Annotated in this window: 17 protein-coding genes and 1 tRNA gene; 6 read left to right on the forward strand and 12 right to left on the reverse strand. The window is 66.5% G+C overall.

What is annotated here, in order from left to right; all coding sequences use genetic code 11:
* Positions 1 to 8 precede the first annotated feature (8 nt).
* The 4 genes from CH42_RS07840 to rplK form a co-directional block, all read right to left on the reverse strand.
* Positions 9 to 6,140, reverse strand: coding sequence for an Ig-like domain-containing protein (locus tag CH42_RS07840; protein ID WP_053352667.1), 6,132 nt, complete (start codon positions 6,138 to 6,140; stop codon positions 9 to 11).
* A complete protein-coding gene (locus CH42_RS07845) occupies positions 6,137 to 7,273 on the reverse strand; it encodes a serine/threonine-protein kinase (RefSeq protein WP_053352668.1) in 1,137 nt (378 codons plus the stop codon). The genes CH42_RS07840 and CH42_RS07845 overlap by 4 nt, the downstream gene beginning before the upstream one ends.
* Before the next feature lie 293 nt (positions 7,274 to 7,566).
* On the reverse strand, positions 7,567 to 8,256 hold the full coding sequence (rplA, locus tag CH42_RS07850; RefSeq protein ID WP_053352669.1) for a 50S ribosomal protein L1: 690 nt from the start codon (positions 8,254 to 8,256) through the stop codon (positions 7,567 to 7,569).
* Positions 8,257 to 8,267: 11 nt separating this feature from the next.
* On the reverse strand, positions 8,268 to 8,696 hold the full coding sequence (gene rplK / locus CH42_RS07855) for a 50S ribosomal protein L11 (RefSeq protein WP_053352670.1): 429 nt from the start codon (positions 8,694 to 8,696) through the stop codon (positions 8,268 to 8,270).
* Positions 8,697 to 9,097: 401 nt separating this feature from the next.
* Here rplK and CH42_RS07860 point away from each other — a divergent pair, with 401 nt between their 5' ends.
* The gene (locus CH42_RS07860; protein ID WP_053352671.1) at positions 9,098 to 9,922 is read left to right on the forward strand and encodes an endonuclease domain-containing protein; all 825 of its coding nucleotides are present in this window, start codon (positions 9,098 to 9,100) and stop codon (positions 9,920 to 9,922) included.
* Positions 9,923 to 10,252: 330 nt separating this feature from the next.
* Here CH42_RS07860 and nusG read toward each other — a convergent pair whose 3' ends face one another.
* The 3 genes from nusG to CH42_RS07875 all read right to left on the reverse strand — a co-directional run bounded on the left by nusG (position 10,253) and on the right by CH42_RS07875 (position 11,501).
* Positions 10,253 to 11,059, reverse strand: a complete 807-nt coding sequence (nusG, locus tag CH42_RS07865; protein WP_053352672.1) for a transcription termination/antitermination protein NusG — start codon at positions 11,057 to 11,059, stop codon at positions 10,253 to 10,255.
* A 41-nt stretch (positions 11,060 to 11,100) separates the two neighbouring features.
* Complete coding sequence (gene secE, locus CH42_RS07870; protein WP_053352673.1) at positions 11,101 to 11,373, reverse strand: preprotein translocase subunit SecE; 273 nt, start codon at positions 11,371 to 11,373, stop codon at positions 11,101 to 11,103.
* 52 nt (positions 11,374 to 11,425) lie between these two features.
* Positions 11,426 to 11,501, reverse strand: a tRNA-Trp gene (locus tag CH42_RS07875).
* A 226-nt stretch (positions 11,502 to 11,727) separates the two neighbouring features.
* Between CH42_RS07875 and CH42_RS07880 the strand changes: the two genes are divergently transcribed.
* Together CH42_RS07880 and CH42_RS07885 are read left to right on the forward strand one after the other, a co-directional pair.
* Positions 11,728 to 12,501: an L-threonylcarbamoyladenylate synthase gene (locus CH42_RS07880; protein WP_053352674.1), complete on the forward strand. Its 774-nt coding sequence runs from the start codon at positions 11,728 to 11,730 to the stop codon at positions 12,499 to 12,501.
* A 73-nt stretch (positions 12,502 to 12,574) separates the two neighbouring features.
* On the forward strand, positions 12,575 to 13,780 hold the full coding sequence (locus tag CH42_RS07885) for a pyridoxal phosphate-dependent aminotransferase (protein WP_053352675.1): 1,206 nt from the start codon (positions 12,575 to 12,577) through the stop codon (positions 13,778 to 13,780).
* 144 nt (positions 13,781 to 13,924) lie between these two features.
* Here CH42_RS07885 and CH42_RS07890 read toward each other — a convergent pair whose 3' ends face one another.
* Positions 13,925 to 14,755, reverse strand: a complete 831-nt coding sequence (locus tag CH42_RS07890; protein ID WP_239683991.1) for a lytic transglycosylase domain-containing protein — start codon at positions 14,753 to 14,755, stop codon at positions 13,925 to 13,927.
* A gap of 124 nt (positions 14,756 to 14,879) precedes the next feature.
* On the opposite strand from CH42_RS07890, the gene CH42_RS07895 reads away from it, so the two are divergent.
* The 3 genes from CH42_RS07895 to CH42_RS07905 all read left to right on the forward strand — a co-directional run bounded on the left by CH42_RS07895 (position 14,880) and on the right by CH42_RS07905 (position 17,343).
* Positions 14,880 to 16,067: a CE1758 family FMN-dependent luciferase-like monooxygenase gene (locus tag CH42_RS07895; protein WP_053352676.1), complete on the forward strand. Its 1,188-nt coding sequence runs from the start codon at positions 14,880 to 14,882 to the stop codon at positions 16,065 to 16,067.
* Between the two features lie 70 nt (positions 16,068 to 16,137).
* Positions 16,138 to 16,593: a MarR family winged helix-turn-helix transcriptional regulator gene (locus tag CH42_RS07900; protein WP_053352677.1), complete on the forward strand. Its 456-nt coding sequence runs from the start codon at positions 16,138 to 16,140 to the stop codon at positions 16,591 to 16,593.
* A 48-nt stretch (positions 16,594 to 16,641) separates the two neighbouring features.
* Positions 16,642 to 17,343: a CE1759 family FMN reductase gene (locus CH42_RS07905; protein ID WP_053352678.1), complete on the forward strand. Its 702-nt coding sequence runs from the start codon at positions 16,642 to 16,644 to the stop codon at positions 17,341 to 17,343.
* Between the two features lie 53 nt (positions 17,344 to 17,396).
* Here the strand turns inward: CH42_RS07905 and CH42_RS07910 are convergent, their stop codons facing one another.
* From CH42_RS07910 to CH42_RS07925, 4 genes are all read right to left on the reverse strand, one after another.
* Positions 17,397 to 18,521 carry a magnesium and cobalt transport protein CorA gene (locus tag CH42_RS07910; RefSeq protein ID WP_053352679.1) on the reverse strand — a complete coding sequence of 375 codons (1,125 nt, stop codon included), beginning with the start codon at positions 18,519 to 18,521 and terminating at the stop codon, positions 17,397 to 17,399.
* 92 nt (positions 18,522 to 18,613) lie between these two features.
* Positions 18,614 to 19,372: an alpha/beta hydrolase gene (locus CH42_RS07915; protein ID WP_053352689.1), complete on the reverse strand. Its 759-nt coding sequence runs from the start codon at positions 19,370 to 19,372 to the stop codon at positions 18,614 to 18,616.
* 28 nt (positions 19,373 to 19,400) lie between these two features.
* Positions 19,401 to 20,933, reverse strand: a complete 1,533-nt coding sequence (locus CH42_RS07920; RefSeq protein WP_053352680.1) for an ATP-binding cassette domain-containing protein — start codon at positions 20,931 to 20,933, stop codon at positions 19,401 to 19,403.
* Positions 20,926 to 21,756: an energy-coupling factor transporter transmembrane component T family protein gene (locus CH42_RS07925; protein ID WP_053352681.1), complete on the reverse strand. Its 831-nt coding sequence runs from the start codon at positions 21,754 to 21,756 to the stop codon at positions 20,926 to 20,928. The genes CH42_RS07920 and CH42_RS07925 overlap by 8 nt, the downstream gene beginning before the upstream one ends.
* Positions 21,757 to 21,767: the final 11 nt, after the last annotated feature.

Consider the following 21,767-nt stretch of genomic DNA (forward strand, 5'->3'; position numbering starts at 1 on the left):
CGTGCGGGCTACGGGGTTCCGGTACCCGGATCGGTGCCGCCCGTTCCGGGGTCTGCGCCGCCGCCGGGGTCGGGCGGAGTCGCGCAGACCGGGACGTTGATGCTTGCAGCGTTGAGTTTGATCGGGTTGTTGAAACCAGGCCACGTAATCGATACAGGTACCTGACCATTCACGGCAGCACTCGCGACTGGCTTACTCTGCTGCGGGTCAGCACCGAGGTATTGGAAAAGTGACCGAAGTTCATCGTCAGATGGCGAGTTTGCGGGATCGATGCAGACGCCTGCCGCGAGCTGAACAGTGACAGGGTTCTGCGCGTTATTCCAGCCGACCTGCGCTTCTTGGGAGCATTGCTGGTCCTGGCCTTGACCGACGCATTGACTCACGCGCATACCTGGCTCGAGTTGGAACTGGTCGCTGGCCGTATTACTGAATCGCAGAGTAGTGTCCGAATTCTTCTGAACATCGAGCACCGCTTGATTGTTTGAATCCACAAGCAACGTCCACTTCGCAGAGGTCCCGTCAGCCTGCGCGTCTTTGGTGATGGTGTACGACACCGTTGGGGGCTGGAGCTCTTGGCCGATTACCTGCGGGTTCGTATTGAGCTCTTGGCGGCCGAAGTCGTTACTGAGACAAACTCGAGCCGTGTAGATGCGGTACTTCTTGAGTTCGCTAAAGGTTGAGTTGCCGACGTTGCATTCACCAGGAGAACCGTATGGTTTGCTGATGGAGAAGAGTTTCGTCACACCGTCTTGCGTTCCCTCGTAGCTGACGATGGCTGAGTTGTCATTCAGGCTCGTAAGCGTCGCGCTCGTGAGGGTGGGGGCTCCGATCACGTTCCCGTCGGCCTGGGCCGAGGCTCCGGTGTTGCTGCCGCCACCGATTTCTGGAACATCGAACTTCGTCACCGGGGTGACGGTGAACGAGATTTGACCGACTGGGAGGTTGTCGTAGTCCTTCTCAAGACTTGATCCGTCGATCGTTTCCTGCTGATCCCGATATGTCACCGTGAACTGCTTGGTGTCCGGTGAACCGGAGATACGCAAACTGACACCGCCCAGACTCGGGTTGGTGTTGTTCGGCGCTTTCTTCGACTCCACCGTCACGGTCGGCGCCGTCGGGGCGGCATACGCCCAGGCGGTCACGGCGGTCGACGATGCCGAAGTACCCACGGCGTTGACCGCTTGCGCGGTGAACTGGTGCTTCTCTCCATTGGCGAGGCCGCTGGCAACGCACTGGAAGGTCGAGGTACCGACCGCGGCACAGCTCGATGAGCCACCGCCCGACAGCGTCACGCCCGACACATCGGGGTGCGCGGCGCGACCGCCGAGCGTCACCGTGAAGCTCGCGCTGTCGGCGGTGTACCCGGTCTGCTGAATGTTTGGCGTGCTCGGGATGCCTTGCGCGTCGAACTCGATGGTTCCGGCTCCCGTGCGCCCCTGAGCATCGATTACGGTGAAGCCGACCCGGCAGGTGCCGCCAACCTCGGGTCCGCCTGGCCAGCTCACTGACACCCCGCTGTCACCGACGCGCGTGAACGATCCGTACGAGCATCCGGCGCCACTGACGTCGAGAAGTTTCAGACCGCCGCCGCTCTTTCCGGCGAACGGGTCGTGCTCCCCTGCGACACCGACGAGCTGCGTCTGGCACTGGCTTCCGACCGTGCACTGCAGTGCGACGGTCGCTCCCTGCGGCAGGTCGCGTGGCGCTTGCCCGACTCGCAGCGTCAGCGGGGCACGTGAATCGCCCGCGCCCGTGATTGAGACAGAGACCGACTCCTGGCTTCCGGGCACTGCGTCAGCACGCGCTGCAACGCTCAGCGCAGCGCCGTCTTTCGTGACTTCGAAGAGCGACGTCGCCCCCGACACGTCGAACGAGAGCTTCGACAGATCGCCTTCACGACCGCCCTGCCACGTCACCATGTCGGCGAGCTCAATCTCGGAGGTCGTGCCCGGATCGATCGTGCGCGTCAGCGCAGCGGCCTGCGCAGACGGCTGCTTGGGAACGATGACGACGCTCACGGGCAGCGTGGTCCACGCCTTCTGCCCGACCAGCCGTGCCTGCATCAAACACGCATCGTTCCACGGGGCTTCCTTACCCGCGCTGTAACGCAGCGTCTCACCAGATACGGCTTCGCAGACAGCTTGCGCGCGGCCCGTGGTGAACGAGTCTCGGCGCAGCTCGACGCTGTCCCCGGAACCCACATCGACGAGATCGGTGACCGCGATCTCCTCCTGCGCATCTTCATCCACCGTGATGGGCGGCGCATTGGGCTTGAGCGTCAGGCGCAGCTCGTCAAGGGGCGGCACGACGAGCAGCCCGTACGACGTCACCTGTTCACCCGAGATGTCAGTGCCCGTGAGCTTGAACACCACCGTGTCGCCGTTCGGCTGGTAGGCGCCCGTGATCTTGGAGCCAGACACCCGGTAGTCATCGCCCGATCCCGACCACAACGAGAGCTTGAGCGACGAGACGTCACCGGTCGTCCAGCGCACTTTGTCTGTGACGACATCGACGCCATCGCCGGCGAGCTCGGCGCGATCGCGCACGTTTAGCACCGTATCGGTCACGGTCGGCGCCTGGGCGCCGACGCGCTCCGACGTCTGCACGACGATGAGCCCGTCGGCCGTACTCTTCGTCGCCGCCGAACGAATGGTGTACCGGTATGACACGGTGCCGAGATCCTCACCCGGCTTCACCGTGATGCGCCCCTGCTTCAACTTCGACACATCGAGTCTGGCCGCGAGCTTCTTGGCTTCGCTGCTGTTCGCTCCCCCGACGACGTTCGGAACGATCGATTCGATCGAGAGCGCCCCGCCGGCTGGGTCAATGTCGTTGTCGAGCGGCTGCACCGTGGCGGGTTCGCTCTTCGGCGTGAGTCGCACGTAATCGGTCGATGCGATGATCGCACTGGATTCGGATGCCGGCACAACGATGACGTTCAGCGTTCCGGTGCCGGTGCCGCCTGCGGGATCGCGAACCGTGTATTCGAGCTGCACCGTGCCGGCAGCGGCAGCGGCCGTCGCCGCCACCTGGAAGCCGTTGCCCGCGGCGTTGATCGTCGCCGAGATGCCGGCGTCCGGGTTGCCCTCGACGCTGACGAGCCGCACCCGGTCGCCATCGGGGTCGACTCCGGAGAGCGGCACGCGCACCTGTGCAGAGACACCGGGGCTGACACGGGCGGTCACTGCGGTCGGCTGGGGATCGCGGTTGGCCCCCTCGGGCAGTACGGTGACGATGACCGAACCTACGTCGCCGGCGGCGGGGTCACTGGCTCCAAACGCGGTGTAGCTCAATCGGTACGTGCCCGCTTGCTGCGGTGCCAGGTAGCGCAAGACATTGCCCGAGGCGAAAGCGAGCTCGCCCTTCGTACCCGAACCCACGATGTCGGGGTCGAGCATGAGGCGTTCGCCGGGTGCCGCCACGTCGTTGTCGAGCACACGGATATCGACGACCGAGCCGGCCCGCACCGTAGCGGTATCGGCGACGGCGATCGCCCCGGTCGACCCGGTCTCGGGCACCTGGAAGACGGTGAGCTTGCCGGTCGCGCGCGCATCGCCTTCCGCAACAGTGACGTCGGCAGACCCGATACGCCCGGCCGCGCCGTCGGCGGTGCTGCCCGCGACCCGCACCTGAGCATGGTCGATGACGTCCGCCTGCAGCTCCCCGTCGGCGACCTGCGCGTCAGCGACCGACAGCGAGCGAGAGGCTGCTCCAGGAATCGCGTCGAGAATCTCCACCGTCGTGTCGGTCAACGGCCGCACGAACGCGCGCAGGGCAGGCAACGCGAGCGGCGGGCCCGAGGGGGTCGCGGTCACGCGCAACTGACCCGTGATTTCTCCGCCGGTGACCGTATCGCGCACGGTGACCGTCGCCGTTGCGGTGCCCGGCTGGTCGGCCTCGATCTCCACTGCCCCGCTCGCCGTTTTCGGCGTCACGCCTACGGTGCCGCTCGGTTCGGTGGCATCGAGCAGCGCATATGATCCGGAGCCCCCGGCGACCCGCTCGAGCGGGTACACCGTCGCCGTGCGTCCGGCTTGCACCGTCGTCGCGGTCGCGGTGAACTCGGGAGTTGCGCCAGGGTCGACGACGAGCGTCAGTTCGCGCTCGGCCGTTTCGCCGCGGCCATCGCGCACCGAGACGCGCAGCGCAATGTCTGATGTCCCGGCGTTCGGGTCCGTGTGGCGCACCGCGAGGCGCCCGTCGGCAGTGACGATGGCGCGCACCGGGTCTTCTGAGCGTGCCGGCTCGACACCGGCAAGGGTCATGACATCGCCCTCAGGGTCGACCCAGCCCTCAAGAATCGGGTACACGAGCGTGCCGCCGGGGGCGATCGACGGCACCCGCCACTCGCGCTGGCAGCCCTCGACCGGGCACCAGGCCGGCGCCGTGTTGGTCTCATCGCCGACCACGGTCAGCGTCACGGTGGCCGGCTCGGAGACGAGCGCACCGTCGGTGATGCGATACGTAAAGGTCGCCGATCCGGTCGCGCCCGACGCTGGCTGCACCGTCAGCGACTGGCCGTCAGGCATGAGCTGCAAGATGCCGAATGATTCGGGGATGCCGCTGTCGCTCAACGACTCCGGCACGATCGTCAGCACATCGCGTTTATTCGCGTCGTAGTCGTTCAGCATCACGGGCAGCGGAGCAGCTTCGCCCGCTCGCACACCAAACGCGTCGTCAACCGCCGTCGGCGCGACCTGCTCAGTCACGTCCTCGACGACGACGGTGCCGCGATCTTCTTTCGGCGGGTCCGAGATCGTCCACTGCGACAGCGGAATCAGGTCGCCGCTCGGCAGCGTCCACAGCATGCCCGTGCGCATCTCATTGAGCACGCCTCGAGTGCCATTCGAACGGATCACCGGCAGCAGATCGCCCGATTCGCGCGCCGCGTCATCGATCGCAAGCGGCTTCTCACCCTCGGTCGAGGTCCACATGGCCCCGGAGTTCTGACCCAGCCAGGCCGCATAGGCGACATTGCCGATATATGCGGGTTGCGCGGGGGTTCCCGTCGTCTCGACCTCGCGCTGCACCGTGCCATCGGCATCGACCGTCAGCAGACCGCTGGTGTCAGCAATGAGCACCCGACGCCCGTCGCGTGATCCGTCCCCACCGCTCGCCTGGAGTGTGGCCGAACCGTCGAGTTCGAGCGATGCCGTCGTACCATCTTCACGCCACAGATCACCGTTCTCGGCGTCGAGCAACACCCAGTCGCCTGCGACGAGTGCGAGCTGCGGGGTCGCGGCTTCGCCGGCCGCTGCCGGAGCCTCAGCTGCGCCACCCACGAACTCGTGTCGCGCCGCGTCGTACTCGCGAACGGCGTCTTCCGCGCTCGAGAAGATCGCCAGACGACCAGCGGTGGTCAGCGCGATCGCCGTCGCACGGTATCCCGATCCGCCATCGTTCGCGCCGGATCCGCCGCCCGCTGCAGCGCCGTCCGTCGCTGCGTTCTCAGCGCTTTCCGCGTCGGCCGCCTCACCCGCGAGTGGATCGACGCGCTGCAGCGAGCCCAGGCGCGATTCGAGATCGGCAATCGCCGCATCATCGTCTCCGCCGGCGGTCAACTCTGTCGCCGCTGCATCGGCGGCGAGTTCACCGGCATACACCGCGCCCGATTCGGTGCGCACGGCAACGAATCGGCCGGCGCTCACGACGTCGCGGGTGCCATCGGGCAGGCGCACCGCTGCTGCGGCATCGTCATCGGTCGCCGTTGCATCGTCGCTCTGAGCGTCAGCGCTGTCGGTCTGCGCGACCGTGTCAGCGGCGGCAGGATCGGAGGCCTCGCCGTCACCCGCCGCGGCATCAGATCGGTCGCCGAGATCGATCGGGTCAGCTGCATCGAGCGGCCACGCCCGACCATTGCCGTTCGACAGCACCGCCGCGCGATCACCCGCCTGCAGCACGCCGCTCGGGTCGGAGACCTTGCGCACGAGGTCAAGCTCACCGGTGTCGGTGTTGACTCGCGCGTATTGCCCGGCCTCGCGAGCGACCCAGACCCCGGGTTCTTGCCGTGGAGTCTCGCGTGCGTCGTATCCGTTCGCAATCACCGCGACCGTGGCGATCAGCGCGCACGACACCGCACCGGCGATCCACCACTGCAGCCGTCGAATGCCGATGCGCTCCGACCCGGTATTCGCGCTCACCCGCCTGCCCCGCTAAAGGCCCAAATGAGGCTCGCCGCACCGGCAATCACCGCGAGCGTGATCGCTGCGCCGATGAGTCCGGCGCGCCACGGCGACGCCGGGCGATCAAGGATGAGCCCGTCGGTGTCGGTGCCCCGGCGTTGCGCCAGCATCTCAGCGCGAGCTTCGGCCCGGGTCACGCGCCCAACGGTGCTGACCACCGGGCCTCGGGTACCCGCGGGAACCGACTCGGCACGCGGCAGCCAGGCCTCGGCGACGATCTCAAGTGGAGTGACATCGAACCCGTACGCGCGCTGCAACCCTTGCAATGCCTCGCCGAACTGCGCCATCGATTGGTAGCGCTCGTGAGGCTGCTTCCGCAGGGCCGTCGATACGACCTCGTCAAAGTGCTCGTACCCCTGCGCACCCGGGATCGCCTGATAGATCGCCTTCGAGATTCGCTCCGTCAGCTTTGCGCGCGAGTTCTGCGCGCGATCGGCGAGCTCAAACGGTGACCGGCCTGCTGCGAACGAGTACAGCGTCGCCCCCAGCGACCAGACTTCGGTCGCGACGCTCCCCGTGCTCTGCAGCCCGACCACCTCAGGCGCCGACCAGGGAATCGACATCGCCATCTCTCCGTCGAGCTCGCGTCGCCCGAGCACTTGAGCAATGCCGAAATCAGAGAGCGCCGGCTTGCCCAATGTCGTGAGCAGCACGTTCGACGGCTTGATATCGCGATGCAGCACCCCCGCGCGGTGCGCCGTCTCGAGTGCGCCGGCAATACGCACACCGGCGTCGAGCACGTCTTGCAGCCGGGCAGGCTGACCCTTCGTGAGTGCGCCCATCGATGCCGGGCAGAATTCCATCGCCAGATACGGATGCCCCTCAAGCGAGATACTCGCCTGGTAGATCGAGACGACCGACGGATGGCTGCTGAGGCGAGCCATCACATCGGCTTCGCTCTCGAAAACCTCGCGGAGCTCCTCAACCGCTGCCGGCCCCTTCGCCGCGCCGTTGAGCACCTTCACCGCGACCAGACGCCGCGGCATATCTTGTTCGTACAGAAACACTTGAGCGAACCCACCCGAACCGAGCGGTCGCACATAACTGAAGCCCGGGATCGCCGGCGCACCAACGGGAGCACGGTTAGGCATCGTTCCCCCTCGCAGACTTCGGCATCGTTCGCATCACCGTTTCGCTCGACATCTCCCAGCGCACGGGCACGCCGAAGGTTGCGAATCGAGAAGGGTGTGTCACGTGATTATCCTAATCGAGGCATGGCAGCGGGGCGGACGTTATCCACAGGGCCTTGCGCGAAGTGCAACGATCAGTGCGCAAGTTGCGGCATCGATGCACGCCGGGACGTGCAGGCTCGATGATCCCGCACCCATATACGCAACAACCCCCGACCGCAGGTGCGATCGGGGGTTGTTGATGTTCGAGCTGTTTACAGACCCGAGACGTCGAGCGGGATGCCCGGGCCGAAGGTCGTCGAAACGGCGCCCTTCTGCACGTACTTGCCCTTTGCCGACGACGGCTTCAGACGCGAGATCTCGTCGAGCACCGAGTTGATGTTGTCGGTGAGCTGATCAGCCGAGAACGAAGCCTTGCCAACAATGAAGTGCACGTTGGCGTGCTTGTCGACGCGGAACTCGATCTTGCCGCCCTTGATCTCGGAAACAGCCTTCGCTGCATCCGGGGTCACGGTGCCGGTCTTGGGGTTCGGCATCAGACCACGGGGGCCGAGCACCTTACCCAGACGACCGACCTTGCCCATGAGCTCGGGGGTCGAAACAGCCGAATCGAAATCGGTGTAGCCAGCGGCCACCTTCTCGATCAGCTCATCGCCACCGACCTCGTCGGCACCGGCTGCGATGGCGGCCTCAGCGGCAGCACCCGTCGCGAACACGATGACGCGAGCGGTCTTACCGGTGCCGTGAGGCAGGCTCACGGTGCCGCGGACCATCTGGTCAGCCTTGCGGGGATCCACACCGAGCTTGACAGCGACCTCAACGGTTGCGTCAGTCTTGGTGGAACCGGTCTCCTTCGCCAGGGCGACTGCCTCAGCGGGAGTGTAGAACTTGTCTGCCTGAATCTTCTCGGCAGCGGCGCGGTACGCCTTCGACTTCTGTGCCATATCCGTTGCCCTTACTCGACCGTGATGCCCATGGAGCGAGCGGTGCCCGCGATGATCTTCGCTGCAGCGTCGATGTCGTTCGCGTTGAGATCAGCCTGCTTCTGCTCGGCGATCTGGCGAACCTGCTCAGCGGTGACCTTGGCGACCTTGACGGTGTGCGGAGTGCCGGAGCCCTTCTGCACGCCAGCCGCCTTCTTCAGCAGCTCAGCTGCCGGCGGGGTCTTGAGCACGAACGTGAACGAGCGATCCTCGTACACCGTGATCTCAACCGGAATGATGTTGCCGCGCTGGGATTCCGTCGCAGCGTTGTACGCCTTGCAGAATTCCATGATGTTGACGCCGTGCTGACCCAGCGCAGGACCCACGGGGGGTGCGGGGTTGGCGGCGCCGGCTGCGATCTGAAGCTTGATCAGACCGGTAACCTTCTTGGCCTTTGCCATGATTGTTTCCTTTCCGTCGAACTCGCGCTGATGCGCGCGCTCTCCCGCGATTCCGGCCGATCCGGATGCGGTACTCGTTTACCCCCCGCACACGCCAGAGGCGTTCGCGGACGCAAACCATGCAAGTCTACCCCGGATTCGCGCGCTGCGCGACCACTCGTGGTGTGCGGTGCTCGCGGCCATCACCATGCCTGCCGTGTTGACCTCAGGTACCGATTCAACGAAAGGCATACACTTCACAGCCCCCGCTGTATGCGTTTCGTTGAATCGGTGTCGGAAGCACAAGCACACGACACATCGAGGTTCGCTCACAATGCGGGATCGACCCGCGTCGAGTCACCGCATCCACAGATCAGCGAATCCACGATTCACCTCAGGCCGGCAACTACGAGAGTGGATTCATGGCGATCGAACGTGTAATCCGTGAGTCCGGCGGCGTATGCCGCACGTCTCGGCTCCTCGAACTCGGATACTCCCAGTACGACCTCAACCGCGCGGCACGCAGGTTGGCACTTCGCCGGCCGCGGCGTGGATGGATCGCGTTGCAGGATGCTGACCCGACGCTCATCTTCGCCGCACAGCACGGTGTCGTTCTCACCTGCGTGACTCGAGCGCAACGCATTGGGCTCTGGGTTTTGCAAGCGAACCAGCCGCATGTCGCCGCTCCGCGCGGGCGGCGGGTCAACCTGCCGGACGCCACCATTCACCGCAGACGCCCGCTCACCCCGCGTGAACCGGGTCGCCTCGAAGACAGTCTCGACAACACACTCGAATGCGTTGCGCACTGCCTGCCGCGCGATGAGGCACTTGCCGTCTGGGATTCGGCCTTGCAGCTAGGACATACCGACCTGCACAAGTTATCTGCGCTTCCTTGGACTGCCCGCGCGCGCAAACTGTTGGAAGCCGCGACCCCGTTTTCAGATTCTGGTCTTGAGTCGTTCCTCAGGGCCCGTCTCTCGTGGCTTCGCATTCCCGTTCGCGCGCAGGTATGGCTATTCGGGCATCGTGTCGATTTCTTGATCGGTGATCGGCTGGTCGTGCAAATCGATGGTCGGCATCATGTTGGCAAACAACGATCGGCTGATACGCAGCACGACGCGGCACTCGGGCACCGCGGCTTCACCGTGCTCCGGTTCACCTACGCAGAGATCGTGCACCACTGGCCGGAGACGCAAACGGTGATCCTCGACGCCATCGCACGCGGACTGCACCTGGGAGTCCGGTGAGGTGAGCGCGAAGTCTCTTACCGCAGCGAGAACAGTGGTTTTGGCGGACCGACGGTGCGCGGCCCTTTTCCAGAGACACCGATTCGACGAAATGCATACACTTTACCGGGCCTGCTGTATGCGTTTCGTCGAATCGGTGCGGGAGGCCGCGCATCCGCCGTCTCACGGGCCTGGCTCGGCACCACCGCGGCCGCGCTGCCGCCGCAAAGCGTGACGTCTGCAAAGCGCACCTCTGCACAGCACACCTCCGCAAAGCGCACCGCCACAACGCACCCCAGAAACGACGAACGCCCCACTCCGAAGAGCAGGGCGTTCGCGCGAAAGAAAAACTCAGACCATCTTGGTGACCTGGTCGAAGCTGAGTTCGACCGGGGTCTCGCGCTCGAAGAGCGACACGAGCACCGTGAGCTTGCCGGCTGCGGGGTTGATCTCGCTGATCGTGCCCGGCAGACCCTCGAACGAGCCCGACTTGATCGTGATGGTCTCGCCGACCTCGAAGTCGATCTCGACGTTGCCCTGAGCGGCGGCATTCGCGGCGGCCTTGCCCTTGGCGGTTTCTGCAGGCTCGAGCTCGACCGTGCTCTTGAGCATCTCGAACGCCTCGTTGATGCGCAGCGGAACCGGGTTGTGCGCGTTGCCCACAAAGCCGGTCACGCCGGGCGTGTGACGCACGACAGACCAGGTGGTCTCATTGAGGTGCATGCGAACGAGCACGTAACCGGGGATGCGCACGCGCGTCACCATCTTGCGCTGGCCGTTCTTGACCTCCATGACCTCTTCCATGGGGACCTGGATCTCGAAGATGTCGTCGACCGCACCCATCGTCTCGCGACGGTTCCAGAGGTTCGACTTCACCTTGCGCTCGTAGCCGGCGTAGGTGTGGATGACGAACCACTTGCCGGGACGGCGGCGCAGGTCTTTCTTGAAGGCCTTGTAGGGATCTTCGGAGGATTCGCCGTCGGCGCCGTCTTCCGACTCCTCATCGACGATCGCCGATGCGGCGGCTTCAGCCTCTTCGGCGTTGTCGATATCGAGCGCATCCTCAACCGCGGCGTCAGCGACGGGGTCGGTCGACTGCACCAGTGCGTCGAGTGCCGCGTCGAGGTCTGCCTCGGGGTTGTTGTTCTCGCTCGTCATGCTGCTTTCCTTGTTCTACGGACGGTTCGGCGTACGGCTGATCAGCCGAGCGTCGTTCCGAATATGAAGACCGTGACGAACCCGAAGACCTGGTCGAGTGCCCACACCAGCGCCATCATCACGATCACGAAGACGATCACGACGATGGTGAAGTTGACGAGCTCCTTGCGGGTCGGGGTGACGACCTTCTTCAGCTCGGCGATGACCTGCTGGATGAAGAGAGCGATTCGGCTGAACCAATTGCGCTTCGCGGCGCGATCAGCCTTGGCGCGCTCGACGAGGCCGCCGCTCTCCTCGACTTCTGTGCTGCTCATCGCATTCGTCCTTTCCATTGCCACCGTCCGGCGCTCTCGCGCCGGACGGATGTGGCAGGGCAGACAGGACTCGAACCTGCAACCTGCGGTTTTGGAGACCGCTGCGCTACCAATTGCGCCACTGCCCTATGGGAGAAACTTCCGGCCTCACCCACACCTCGCAGGCACAGGAAATTTTGGCAGAAGTCAACTACCACGGATTACTCTACGCGATCCCTCCTCCAGTGTCGAACCCGGCACCCCCTCCCCGGGCGCGTCGCGCACACCGGTGCGTATCATCGGATGAAGATAAGGTGATCCAACATTGAATCGGAAACCGGTGCAGCAGCGCCCCAGCAGAAGGAGAACGCAGCAGTGACGCGAGTGCAATGGAATGGTGATGTGCAGCCCGAAGCCATCGACCTGCTGGGCGCGGGAGGCAACATCGTCGTCTGCCCGACCAAGGTCGGCTACATCATCCTCACCTCTGATCGAGCGAGCCTCGATCGCAAGTTCGCCGTCAAGCAGCGCGCACTGAACAAGCCCGGCGTCGTGCTGTGCGGCTCGATGGATCAGCTGCGCGCACTCGCCGAGATGACCCCCGAGATCGAGGAGTTCTATCAGCGCCACTGGGACCAGGACATTTTGATGGGCTGCATTCTGCCCTGGCGCGAGGAGGGCCGCTCGGTCCTTCCCGATGACGGCACCGCAGACCGCGTGATGGACGGCCGACGGACGAGCTGCTTCGTCATTCGCTTCGGGATTCCCGGCGAGCGGATCGTCGCGGCTCGGTGGGCCGACGGCAATGGACTCACGTTCGCGAGTTCGGCGAACCCTTCAGGCAAGGGCAATCGCGGGGTGGTCGCCGGGATCGGCGACGCCATTGCCACCGAGGCCGATCTCATCATCGAGGCCGACGACTACGTGCGCTCGATCCAGCCCGGCGCCACGCTCGAAACACGGTACGAGCAGGGCGTCATGGTCTCCTTCGTCGATGCCGAGGGTGCGCTGGTTCCCGAGCAGCACGGCGAGCGCTCGGTGACACCGGCACCCGTCATGATTCGGAAGGGGCTCGACATCGACCGCATCATGATGAATCTTTCCGACGTCTTCCCCAGCTGGGACTTCCGCCACGGCGAGTACTACTGAGCCCGCTGAGCCCTCCACCGATCGCCCCGCCACGCATGCCCCCAATGTCGGCACCCCCGAGTAGGATCGAACCGTGAGCCACATCTCCCGTTTGTCGAAGAAGATTTCCGCCATCGCCGAGTCCGCGACGCTCAAGGTCGACGCCAAGGCGAAGGCCCTCCAAGCCGAGGGTCGCCCTGTGATCAGCTACGCCGCAGGCGAGCCTGATTTCGCGACGCCCGACCACATCGTGGATGCCGCCCGCGCAGCACTCGATGACCCGAAGAACTTCCGCTACACCGCGGCCGCCGGTCTGCCCGAGCTGAAGCAGGCGATCGCCGAGAAGACGGCGCGCGATTCGGGCTGGGCCATCGAGCCGTCGCAGGTGGTCGTCACCAACGGCGGCAAGCAGGCGGTCTACCAGGCGTTCCAGGCACTGCTCGATCCGGGCGACGAGGTGCTGCTGCCCGCGCCGTACTGGACCACGTACCCCGAGGCGATCCAGCTCGCCGACGGCGTGCCCGTCGAGGTGTTCGCGGGCGCCGACCAGCACTACAAGGTCACCGTCGAGCAGCTCGAGGCCGCACGCACCGAGCACACCAAGGTGCTGCTCTTTGTGTCACCGTCGAACCCGACCGGCGCGGTCTACTCCCCGGAAGAGACCCGGGCGATCGGCGAATGGGCCGACGCGAACGGCCTGTGGATCATTGCGGATGAGATCTACCAGAACCTCACCTACGACGGCGTGCGCGCGGTCTCGATCGTCGAGGCCGTGCCGGCACTGCAAGACCGCACGATCCTGGTCAACGGCGTGGCGAAGACCTACGCCATGACGGGGTGGCGTCTGGGCTGGCTCATCGCTCCCGCCGACATCGTCAAGGGCGCTTCGAACCTGCAGTCGCACCTGACCTCGAACGTCAACAACATCGCGCAGCGAGCGGCCATCGCGGCGCTCACCGGCCCGCAGCAGCCGATCGAAGACATGCGCCTCGCTTTCGATCGCCGCCGCAAGCTGATCGTCGCGGAGCTCAACGCGGTGCCCGGCTTCAACTGCCCGACGCCCGAGGGTGCCTTCTACGCCTACGTCGACGTCACCGCCGCGCTCGGCAAGACCTATCGCGGAGTCACCCCGACGACGTCGCTCGAGCTCGCAGACCTCATTCTGTCTGAGGCCGAGGTCGCAGCGGTACCCGGCGAAGCTTTCGGCCCCAGCGGCTACCTGCGCTTCAGCTACGCGCTCGGCGACGACGCGATCCTCGAGGGCGTGCGCCGCATCCAGACGCTGCTGAGCGAGGCGTAAGCACGCTCGCTCGCCGCACCAACGATTGAGGGCGGTGCCGGATCACCCGATCTGGCACCGCCCTCAAGCGTTGGGGTCGAGACCGGGCCGAGACCGGGTCGACACCGGGGGAACACCGGCCGGGCCACCCCAAGCCGCGCTCCCTCAGCCCGACCCGAGCTGTGCGTAGAACTCCGCTGCGTCCGCCACATCGTTGTTGTACGAGGCGCTCGGGTTGTAGCCGTCGAGCGCAGCGATCCAGTTCTCACCGACCGTGAGGTCGAGACCGGGGTCGCACAGCAGTGTTGCGGCCGACAGCGCCGCGTCGTCGATCTGATCGATGTCGAGGCGGCCGTCGCCGTTGCCGTCGCGACCAAACATCGCCCAGGTGCTCGGAATGAACTGCATGGGCCCCACCGCGCGATCCCACTCGGGGTCGCCGTCGACCGCACCGCCGTCGGTGTCGGGGGTCGCCAAAAATTTGGTGCCGTCAAGGGGCACCCCGATGATGCGCGGCGTGGTGGTGCCGTCGGCGAGCATGCGCGAGCCGTTGATGCGGCCGTGGTCTGACTCGACCTTGCCGATGCCGGCGAGCATGTTCCAGCCGAGTCGGCACCCGGGCTGCTCCTGCGCGAGCGTCAGCTCGGCCATCGCGTAGGCACGGAGGGCGCGTTCGGGCACCCCGCTCGCGGCAGACATGCGGGTCACCCAGGCGGAGTCGGCGACCGGAAGGCCGGTCGCCGACGCCGACGCTGACGGCGCAATGGAATCTCCCGTACCGGAAGACTCCACGGACTGCGACGCGTCGCCGTTTCCGCCGGCATCGGGCGCGGTCGCAGACATATCGGCTCCGGCGAACGCCCCCGTTGCGAACAGGATCGCCGCAGCCCCGACGGCGAGGGCCCCCGCGAGCGAGGCACCGCCCACGGCGTACCAGGGCGTGCGACGGCCGGGCGATCCGGCGCGATCGCCCGCGTTTCGAGGGAATTCAGACATTGATTTCACGGTATCGGGAATGAAACCGCGTGACCCGTGTTACATTTACATGCAAGCGCATACAAATGACGCACACGAGGTTCCGTCACCCGCACGGCACCCGACGATACACAGGAGTCACATCATGGAATTCGGGATCTTCTCGGTCAGCGACGTCACCCGCGACCCGGTATCCGGCGAGACGCCGAGCGAGGCCGAGCGCATTCAGGGCCTCGCGCAGATCGCGGTGCACGCCGAAGAGGTCGGCTTCGACGTCTTCGCCGTCGGCGAGCACCACAACGCCCCCTTCTTCTCCTCGAGCCCCACCACCTTCCTCGCCTACATTGCGGCGATGACGAAGACGCTGAAGCTCTCGACGAGCACCACGCTCATCACCACGAACGACCCGGTGCGCATCGCCGAAGAGTACGCGATGCTGCAGCACCTCGCCGGCGGGCGCATGGACCTCATGCTCGGCCGCGGCAACACGGCGCCCGTGTACCCCTGGTTCGGCAAAGACATCCGCTCGGCGCTGCCGCTCGCACTCGACAACTACAACCTGCTGCACCGCCTGTGGCGCGAAGACGTCGTCGACTACGACGGCAACTTCCGCACTCCGCTGCAGGGCTTCACGAGCACGCCGCGCCCCCTCGATGACGTGCCCCCGTTCGTGTGGCACGGCTCGATCCGCACCCCCGAGATCGCCGAGCAGGCCGCCTTCTACGGCGACGGCTTCTTCGCGAACCACCTCTTCGCACCCTCCGAGCACTTCCTGCGTCTCGTGCGCTTCTACCGTGAGCGCTTCGAGCACTACGGTCACGGCAGGCAGAAGCAGGCGATCATCGGCCTCGGCGGCCAGGCATTCATGGCAAAGAACTCGCAAGATGCGGTCGCGCAGTTCCGCCCCTACTTCAACGAGGCGCCGGTGTACGGTCACGGCCCGCGCATGGAAGATTTCACGAGCCAGACGCCGCTGACCGTCGGCAGCCCACAGGAGGTCATCGACAAGACCCTCGGTTTCCGCGAGGTGTTCGGCGACTACCAGCGCCAGATGTTCCTCATCGACCACGCCGGCCTGCCGACGAAGACCGTGCTCGAGCAGCTCGACCTCTTCGGGTCGGAGGTGCTGCCCGTGCTGCGCGCCGAGATGGCGAAGGATCGCGATCCCGAGGTGCCCGAATCGCCGTCGCACGCAAGCCTTGTCACCGCAAAATACGGCGACCAGGCGCCGCGTCAGCCGCGGCCGAACGCCAATCGGGGCGACAATGTAACCGGAGGATCGCCCTACCAGGATTCCCCGGCCAAGCAGGGCGCGGCATTCGGCATCAGCTGATCCGCCGCCCGCAACACCCCGCCGCACCGACGCGGCGACCCGCATGACCACGCACGAAGGAGCACCCGAGATGGAACAGCCAGCTCGCATCGACGTACGCCTCGCCAACGAGGCGTGGGAATCCGTGATGTCGGCGCACTCGGCACTCATGCAGGTCTTCGCCGCCGAGCAGATGTGGTCGGAGGTCAGCATGCGCGAGTACGACGTGCTGTACACGCTGGCCAAGCGGCGCGAGCCGATGCGCATGTGCGACGTGCAGAGCGGGGTGCTGCTCAGCCAGCCCGCCCTGTCGCGCATGGTGGATCGGCTCGCGACCCGGGGCTTCATCGCCCGCGAGCCCGATCCGCAAGACGGCCGCGCCGTGCTGCTCAGCCTCACCGAGGCGGGAGCGACCCTGCAGCAGCAGGTCGGTCGGGCCCACGCGAAGAGCGTCGCCCGCCAGCTCGGCGCCGCACTCACCCCAGATGAGATGCAGGATCTGCGTCGCCTCGCCGGCAAACTGACCGGTCACGGTGACGCGGCCTGATCCGCCCTCCCCCGCAATCTTCACCGCAACACGCTCGAGGAGCACCCCATGACCACCCCCTTCGACGGCACCGTCACCGAGTCGGCCGCCACACAGCCCCACACCCTCGCCGTCGTGAGCGCCGGCACCAGCGACCCGTCGACCACGACGATGCTCGCCAACCGCGTCGCCGACAAGGCCGCCGAAATCGCCGCCCAGCGCGGCATCGAACTGCGCATTCGCTTCGTCGACCTGCGCGCACTCGCCGAAGACGTGACGACCGCACTCGTGACGCAGCACGTCTCCCCCGCGCTGCAGGCGGCGAGCGACATCATGCGCGACGCCGACGCGATCGTCGCCTCCACCCCGGTCTACAAGGCCGGGGCGAGCGGACTCTTCACCGCGTTCTTCCAGGTGCTCGACAACGACATGCTCATCGGCACTCCCGTGGTGCTTGGGGCCACCGCCGGGAGTGCGCGCCATGCACTCGTCGTCGATGATCAGCTGCGCGGCCTGTTCTCGTATCTGCGCACCATCACGGTGCCGACCGGGCTCTTCGCGGCGCCCGACGACTGGAACAGTCGCGAGTTCGGCTCACGCATCGAGCGCGCCGCCGCTGAGCTCGTGGCGCTAGTCGCCGGCGGGTTCCGCGAGTCGGTGCGCGGTGAGTCTTGGGGCGCGTACCAGCACTCGTACGGCAGCGCGGGCGGCACGGAGCTCGGCATCGACCTCGACAGCGACCTTATGCGCCTGGCGACTGGCGGGCGCTGACGACCAGCGCATCGCGTTGGGCGACCGCGCCCGGTGCCGCCACAGCGGCAGCTCTACATCCACTTCTTCCAGCGGAACACCCCGTAGAGCAGCGCCGCGAACCCCACCATGCCGCCGACGGCGAGCGGGTACCCGAAGGCCCAATGCAGTTCGGGCATCTGATCGAAGTTCATGCCGTAGACCGCGGCGATGAGCGTCGGCGCAAAGAGAATCGCCGCCCACCCCGAGATCTTCTTCATGTCGTCGTTCTGCCGCTGTGCGACGAGCGTGGAATTGACTGTGAGGATCTGTGAGAGCGCGTCGCGCAACTCCGTCGCCTCGGAGCTGACGCGCGTGAGGTGATCCGACACGTCTTGCAGATACGACTGGAGCTCTTCAGGGATCGCGTACTGGTCGGCGCCGCGACGCAGACGCTGGGTGAGGCGCGTGAGCGCTGCGGAGGCGTGCAGCACATCAATGACTTCCTGGCTCAGGTGATAGATGCGCTCGGCCGCGGCGGCATCCCCGCTGAATACTTGGCGTTCGATCTGCTCCTGGTCGATCTGCAATCCGTCGAGCACCGGGAAGTACTGGTCGACGACCTCGTCGAGCAGCCGGTATGCCATGGCTTCGGCTCCGAGTCGCAGCAGTTGGCGATCTGCATCGAGGTATTCGCGGGTGATGAGGGAAGATCCTGCGGAGAGGTCGAGGGGGTTCGGTATCGGCGATCCGTCAATTGATCGCCCGTCTTGGCAGATGATCACGAGGGCATCGTGGCGCACCAGTAGGTGGAATTCAGAGAATTCGACGTCCTCCCGCTCATCGATATAGTGCGCTGCTTTCAGCACGATGAACAGCACGTCGCCGTAGCGCTCGACCTTGGGGCGCTGGCCGGCGTGCAGCAAATCTTCGACGAGCACCGGGTGCAGCTGCCAGAGCGACGCGATCTCGGCGATCGCATCGGCATCGGGGTGGGTGAGGATCGCCCGAGCGATCGACCCTCTGGGCGCCTGCTGCAGCGCGTGTGCGAACGTCTCGCTGACCGTGACCGGCCCGACGTCTCCGTCGGCGACCGAGTGCACGAGAATCTGGGGCGCGCCGGCCTCGGGTTCCGAGCGTCGCCCCGATGCGGTGCGTGCCCGCGTCGCGGCGTGCGCGCCCTTCGCGAGACGTGACGCTCCGCGTTCCTGCATCGACATGGGCGGCCTCCGATCGCGCGCGCACGTGCGCACCGCACCACCCTAGCTGTTGGTCGCCAGGCTCCGATGCGTCGCGCTCGCACGCGCAACCGTCACCCGTGCGGCTCAGCCCTCAAGTGCCGCACGAAGAATCGCATCGCATCGTCGCCCGCATGCGCCGGGACCCCCGTGTGCCCGCCCATGTTGGCAGCGAGCGTTTTCTCCGTCGATCCGAACGCGTCGAAGAGTTCGAGCGCCATGCCGCGATCGTTGCCCGCGTCGTCCCACTGCAGCAGCACGTGGAGCGGGATCGTCACCCCGCGTGCCTCTTCCATCGTGCGCCGAGGCACGTAGCTGCCGGCAAACAGGCCCGCAGCGGTGATGCGTGGGTCGATGGCAGCGAGCCGCACCCCGACCGCGATGACGCCACCCGAAAAGCCCACGCGATCGCCGATCTCCGGCAGCTCAAGCACCGCGCCGAGCGTGCGCTGCCACTCGGGAACTGCCTGATCGACGAGCGGCAGAATCAGCCGGTCGATCACGTCGGCGCTCGGCGCACTCCCCGCAGCGAGTGCTGCGCGCAGGTCGTTGCGCGCCTGGTCAGCGTCGGGGAGTGGCTTGCGCTCTCCGGCACCCGGCAGTTCGATCGCCGCCGAAGCAAAGCCGTGTTCGGCGGCCGCTCGCGCACGAGCCGCGAGGCGCGGGTACATGCGGCGAATGCCGAGTCCGCCCGGCTGCCCCATGAGAATGAGCGGTGCTGGTGCAGCAGGCGTCGCGGTCGTCGGCGTCCAGAGCAGCCCGGAGAACTCGCCGAGCGTGAAGGCGCGCTCGGTAACGCTCGCGTCGATGGTGTGCGTGGCAGTGAAGTGCATGATCCCGCCTTTCGGGATGGCCATCGTATCAGCGGGGCGGCAGACGCCGAACATTGGTCGCCACCTGCGTCGCCCACCGCAGGTCGTGCGTCGTCAGCACGACCGCACCGCCCGCTGCGGTGAAGTCGGTGATGATGCGTTCGAGTCGGCGCATCCCTGCGAGGTCGCGCCCGAGCGTCGGCTCATCGAGCAGCAGCACACCCGGTTCGAGCAGCAGCGCGGAGGCGATGACGAGGTCTTTACGCTGATCGGGCGTGAGATCGTAGGGGTGTTCTGCCGCCTGCGACGCAAGACCCACGCGTTCAAGCAGCGCGGCGGATCGCTCAGTACGCTCAGCACGCAGACCGGCGCGATCGCGTCGGCGGTGTCGGGGCAACGGCACCGAACGCTCGAGTTCCGCACTCACGGTCGCCGCCGAGAGCTGCGCCCCCGGATCCTGCCCCACCCAGCCCACGAATCCAGCGCGCTGTGATGCAGGCGCATCCCCGAGTTCGTGCACGGTGCCGGCGACCGAGGTGCGGGCGACTGAGGTGCCGGCGACCGAGGTGCCGCCAGCGACGGCGCTCTCCACGCTCAGCAGCCCGGTCACGCGCGCGGATCGCTCAAGCAGCCCGGCAACCGCACGCAGCAGCGTCGATTTGCCCGCACCGTTCGCGCCAACGACCGCCAGCACGTGACCTGCTGCGATGTCGAGGTCGACCCCGTCGAGCACCTGGGTCCCGTCGCGCTCGACCGTGAGATCATGCACCCGCAGCGCGGTGCGCACCGAGGCGGGTTCCGAGACGATTGCCTCGGCAGGTTTCGACATGCGTTCCGGTGCAGAATCATCCGCCCCCAGCGCGTTCCACACCCCGTGCGAAATCAGCATCGCATTGTCGACTTCAGCGGGCGCGGCACCGCTCACGAGACGCCCCGCGTGCAGAAAGTCGACGCGATCCGCCGCTGCTGCGAGCTCGTCGTATTGGTGCCCCGCGAGCAGCACGGCGCCGCCGCGCGCACAGAAGCGGGCGAGCGCCTGCCGCAACAGCATCCGCGCGCTCGGGTCGAGCGACAGGGCGGGCTGATCGAGTACGAGCACCGCGGGGTCGAGTGTCATCAGACTCGCGAGCGCGACAAGCTGGCGCTCTCCACCCGACAGCGCGTCGAGGCGGCGGCCGGAGAGCCGCACCATGCCAAACGCTTCGAGCGCGGCGCCGACGTCAACCGGGCGCGTGCTGCCCGACAGTCGCGCGGGAATACGCACCTCGTCGTCGACGAAGCTGGTCATGCCGGTGAGCTGGGCCTCAGGGTCATCGCCAAGCATGGCGGCGGATCCGCTCAGCGTGACCGAGCCACTCGCCGCACCGCGGTCGGCCAGCAGCCCGGCGGCCAGCCGGCAAATCGTCGACGTGCCGGCGCCCTGCGGGCCGAGTACGGCGAGCATCTCGCCGGGGTGTAGCACCAGGTCGATGTCGCTGAGGGCTGGTGCGGGCTCGTCGGCGTAGTGGAACCCTGCGTGACCGAACACGAGCGAGGGCTCACCCGCACGCGCGGGAAGGCGGGGCGCAGTCGGATTACCCACGGAGCACCCCCAGGAGTTCGGATGCGGCCGGGAGGTGCACGACGCCGGTCGCCGAGAGCACGACGAGCACGACGCTCATCGCAGGCGCGATCCACCGAATCGCGCGCTGCGTCTTTCCGTCCGAGTGATCTTGCAGTGCGGCGGGCCGCTTCACACGGCCGAACCCGCGTTGCTCCAGCGTGTCGTGGCGCTGGTCGAGCTGCACGAGCGCAGCGGTGACGAGGCCGGCGAGGATGCCGGGGAGCAGGCGCAGGCGGGTACTCAGGCGCGTTGTGTTCCACCCGCGGGCGGCGCGGGCTTCGAGCGCGTGAGACACCTGTGCGCGGAGCAGCGGGACGAGGCTGAGGGCCGTGGCGCACACGTAGGCGATGCCGAGCGGTGCGCGCAGCGCGATCATGCCGTCGAAGGTGCGCGCTGAGTCGGAGCCGAACGCGAAGAGTGCGCAGACAGCGATCATGGCGGCGACCCGCAGCCACAGCTGCAGCGCGACCGAGAGGCCCTCGACGGTGAGTGCAGCGGCACCCCACCGCCACAGCACCTCGAGGTCGTCGCCGGGGTAAAACAGCCCTTGAATCACCCCGACCATGATGAGCATGGGTACCGCGAGCACGGCGAATGTGAGGAGCCAACGCACGAAACGGATGCGCGAGGAGACCGCCGCGGTCGCGATCGACGCGAGGAGCACCGCCGTCGGAACGAGCGGTGACGGGACGCCCATGATGATGAGCAGGGCACTGGCAAGCAGCACCAGTTCGGTCGCGGGGTGGAGGAGCGCGGCGGGGCGCGAGGGCCCTGAGTGCGGAGCGCCAGGGTGCGGGATCACCGAGCGCGTCG

The organism is Leucobacter musarum subsp. musarum (genome assembly GCF_001273845.1).
Lineage (GTDB): Bacteria > Actinomycetota > Actinomycetes > Actinomycetales > Microbacteriaceae > Leucobacter > Leucobacter musarum.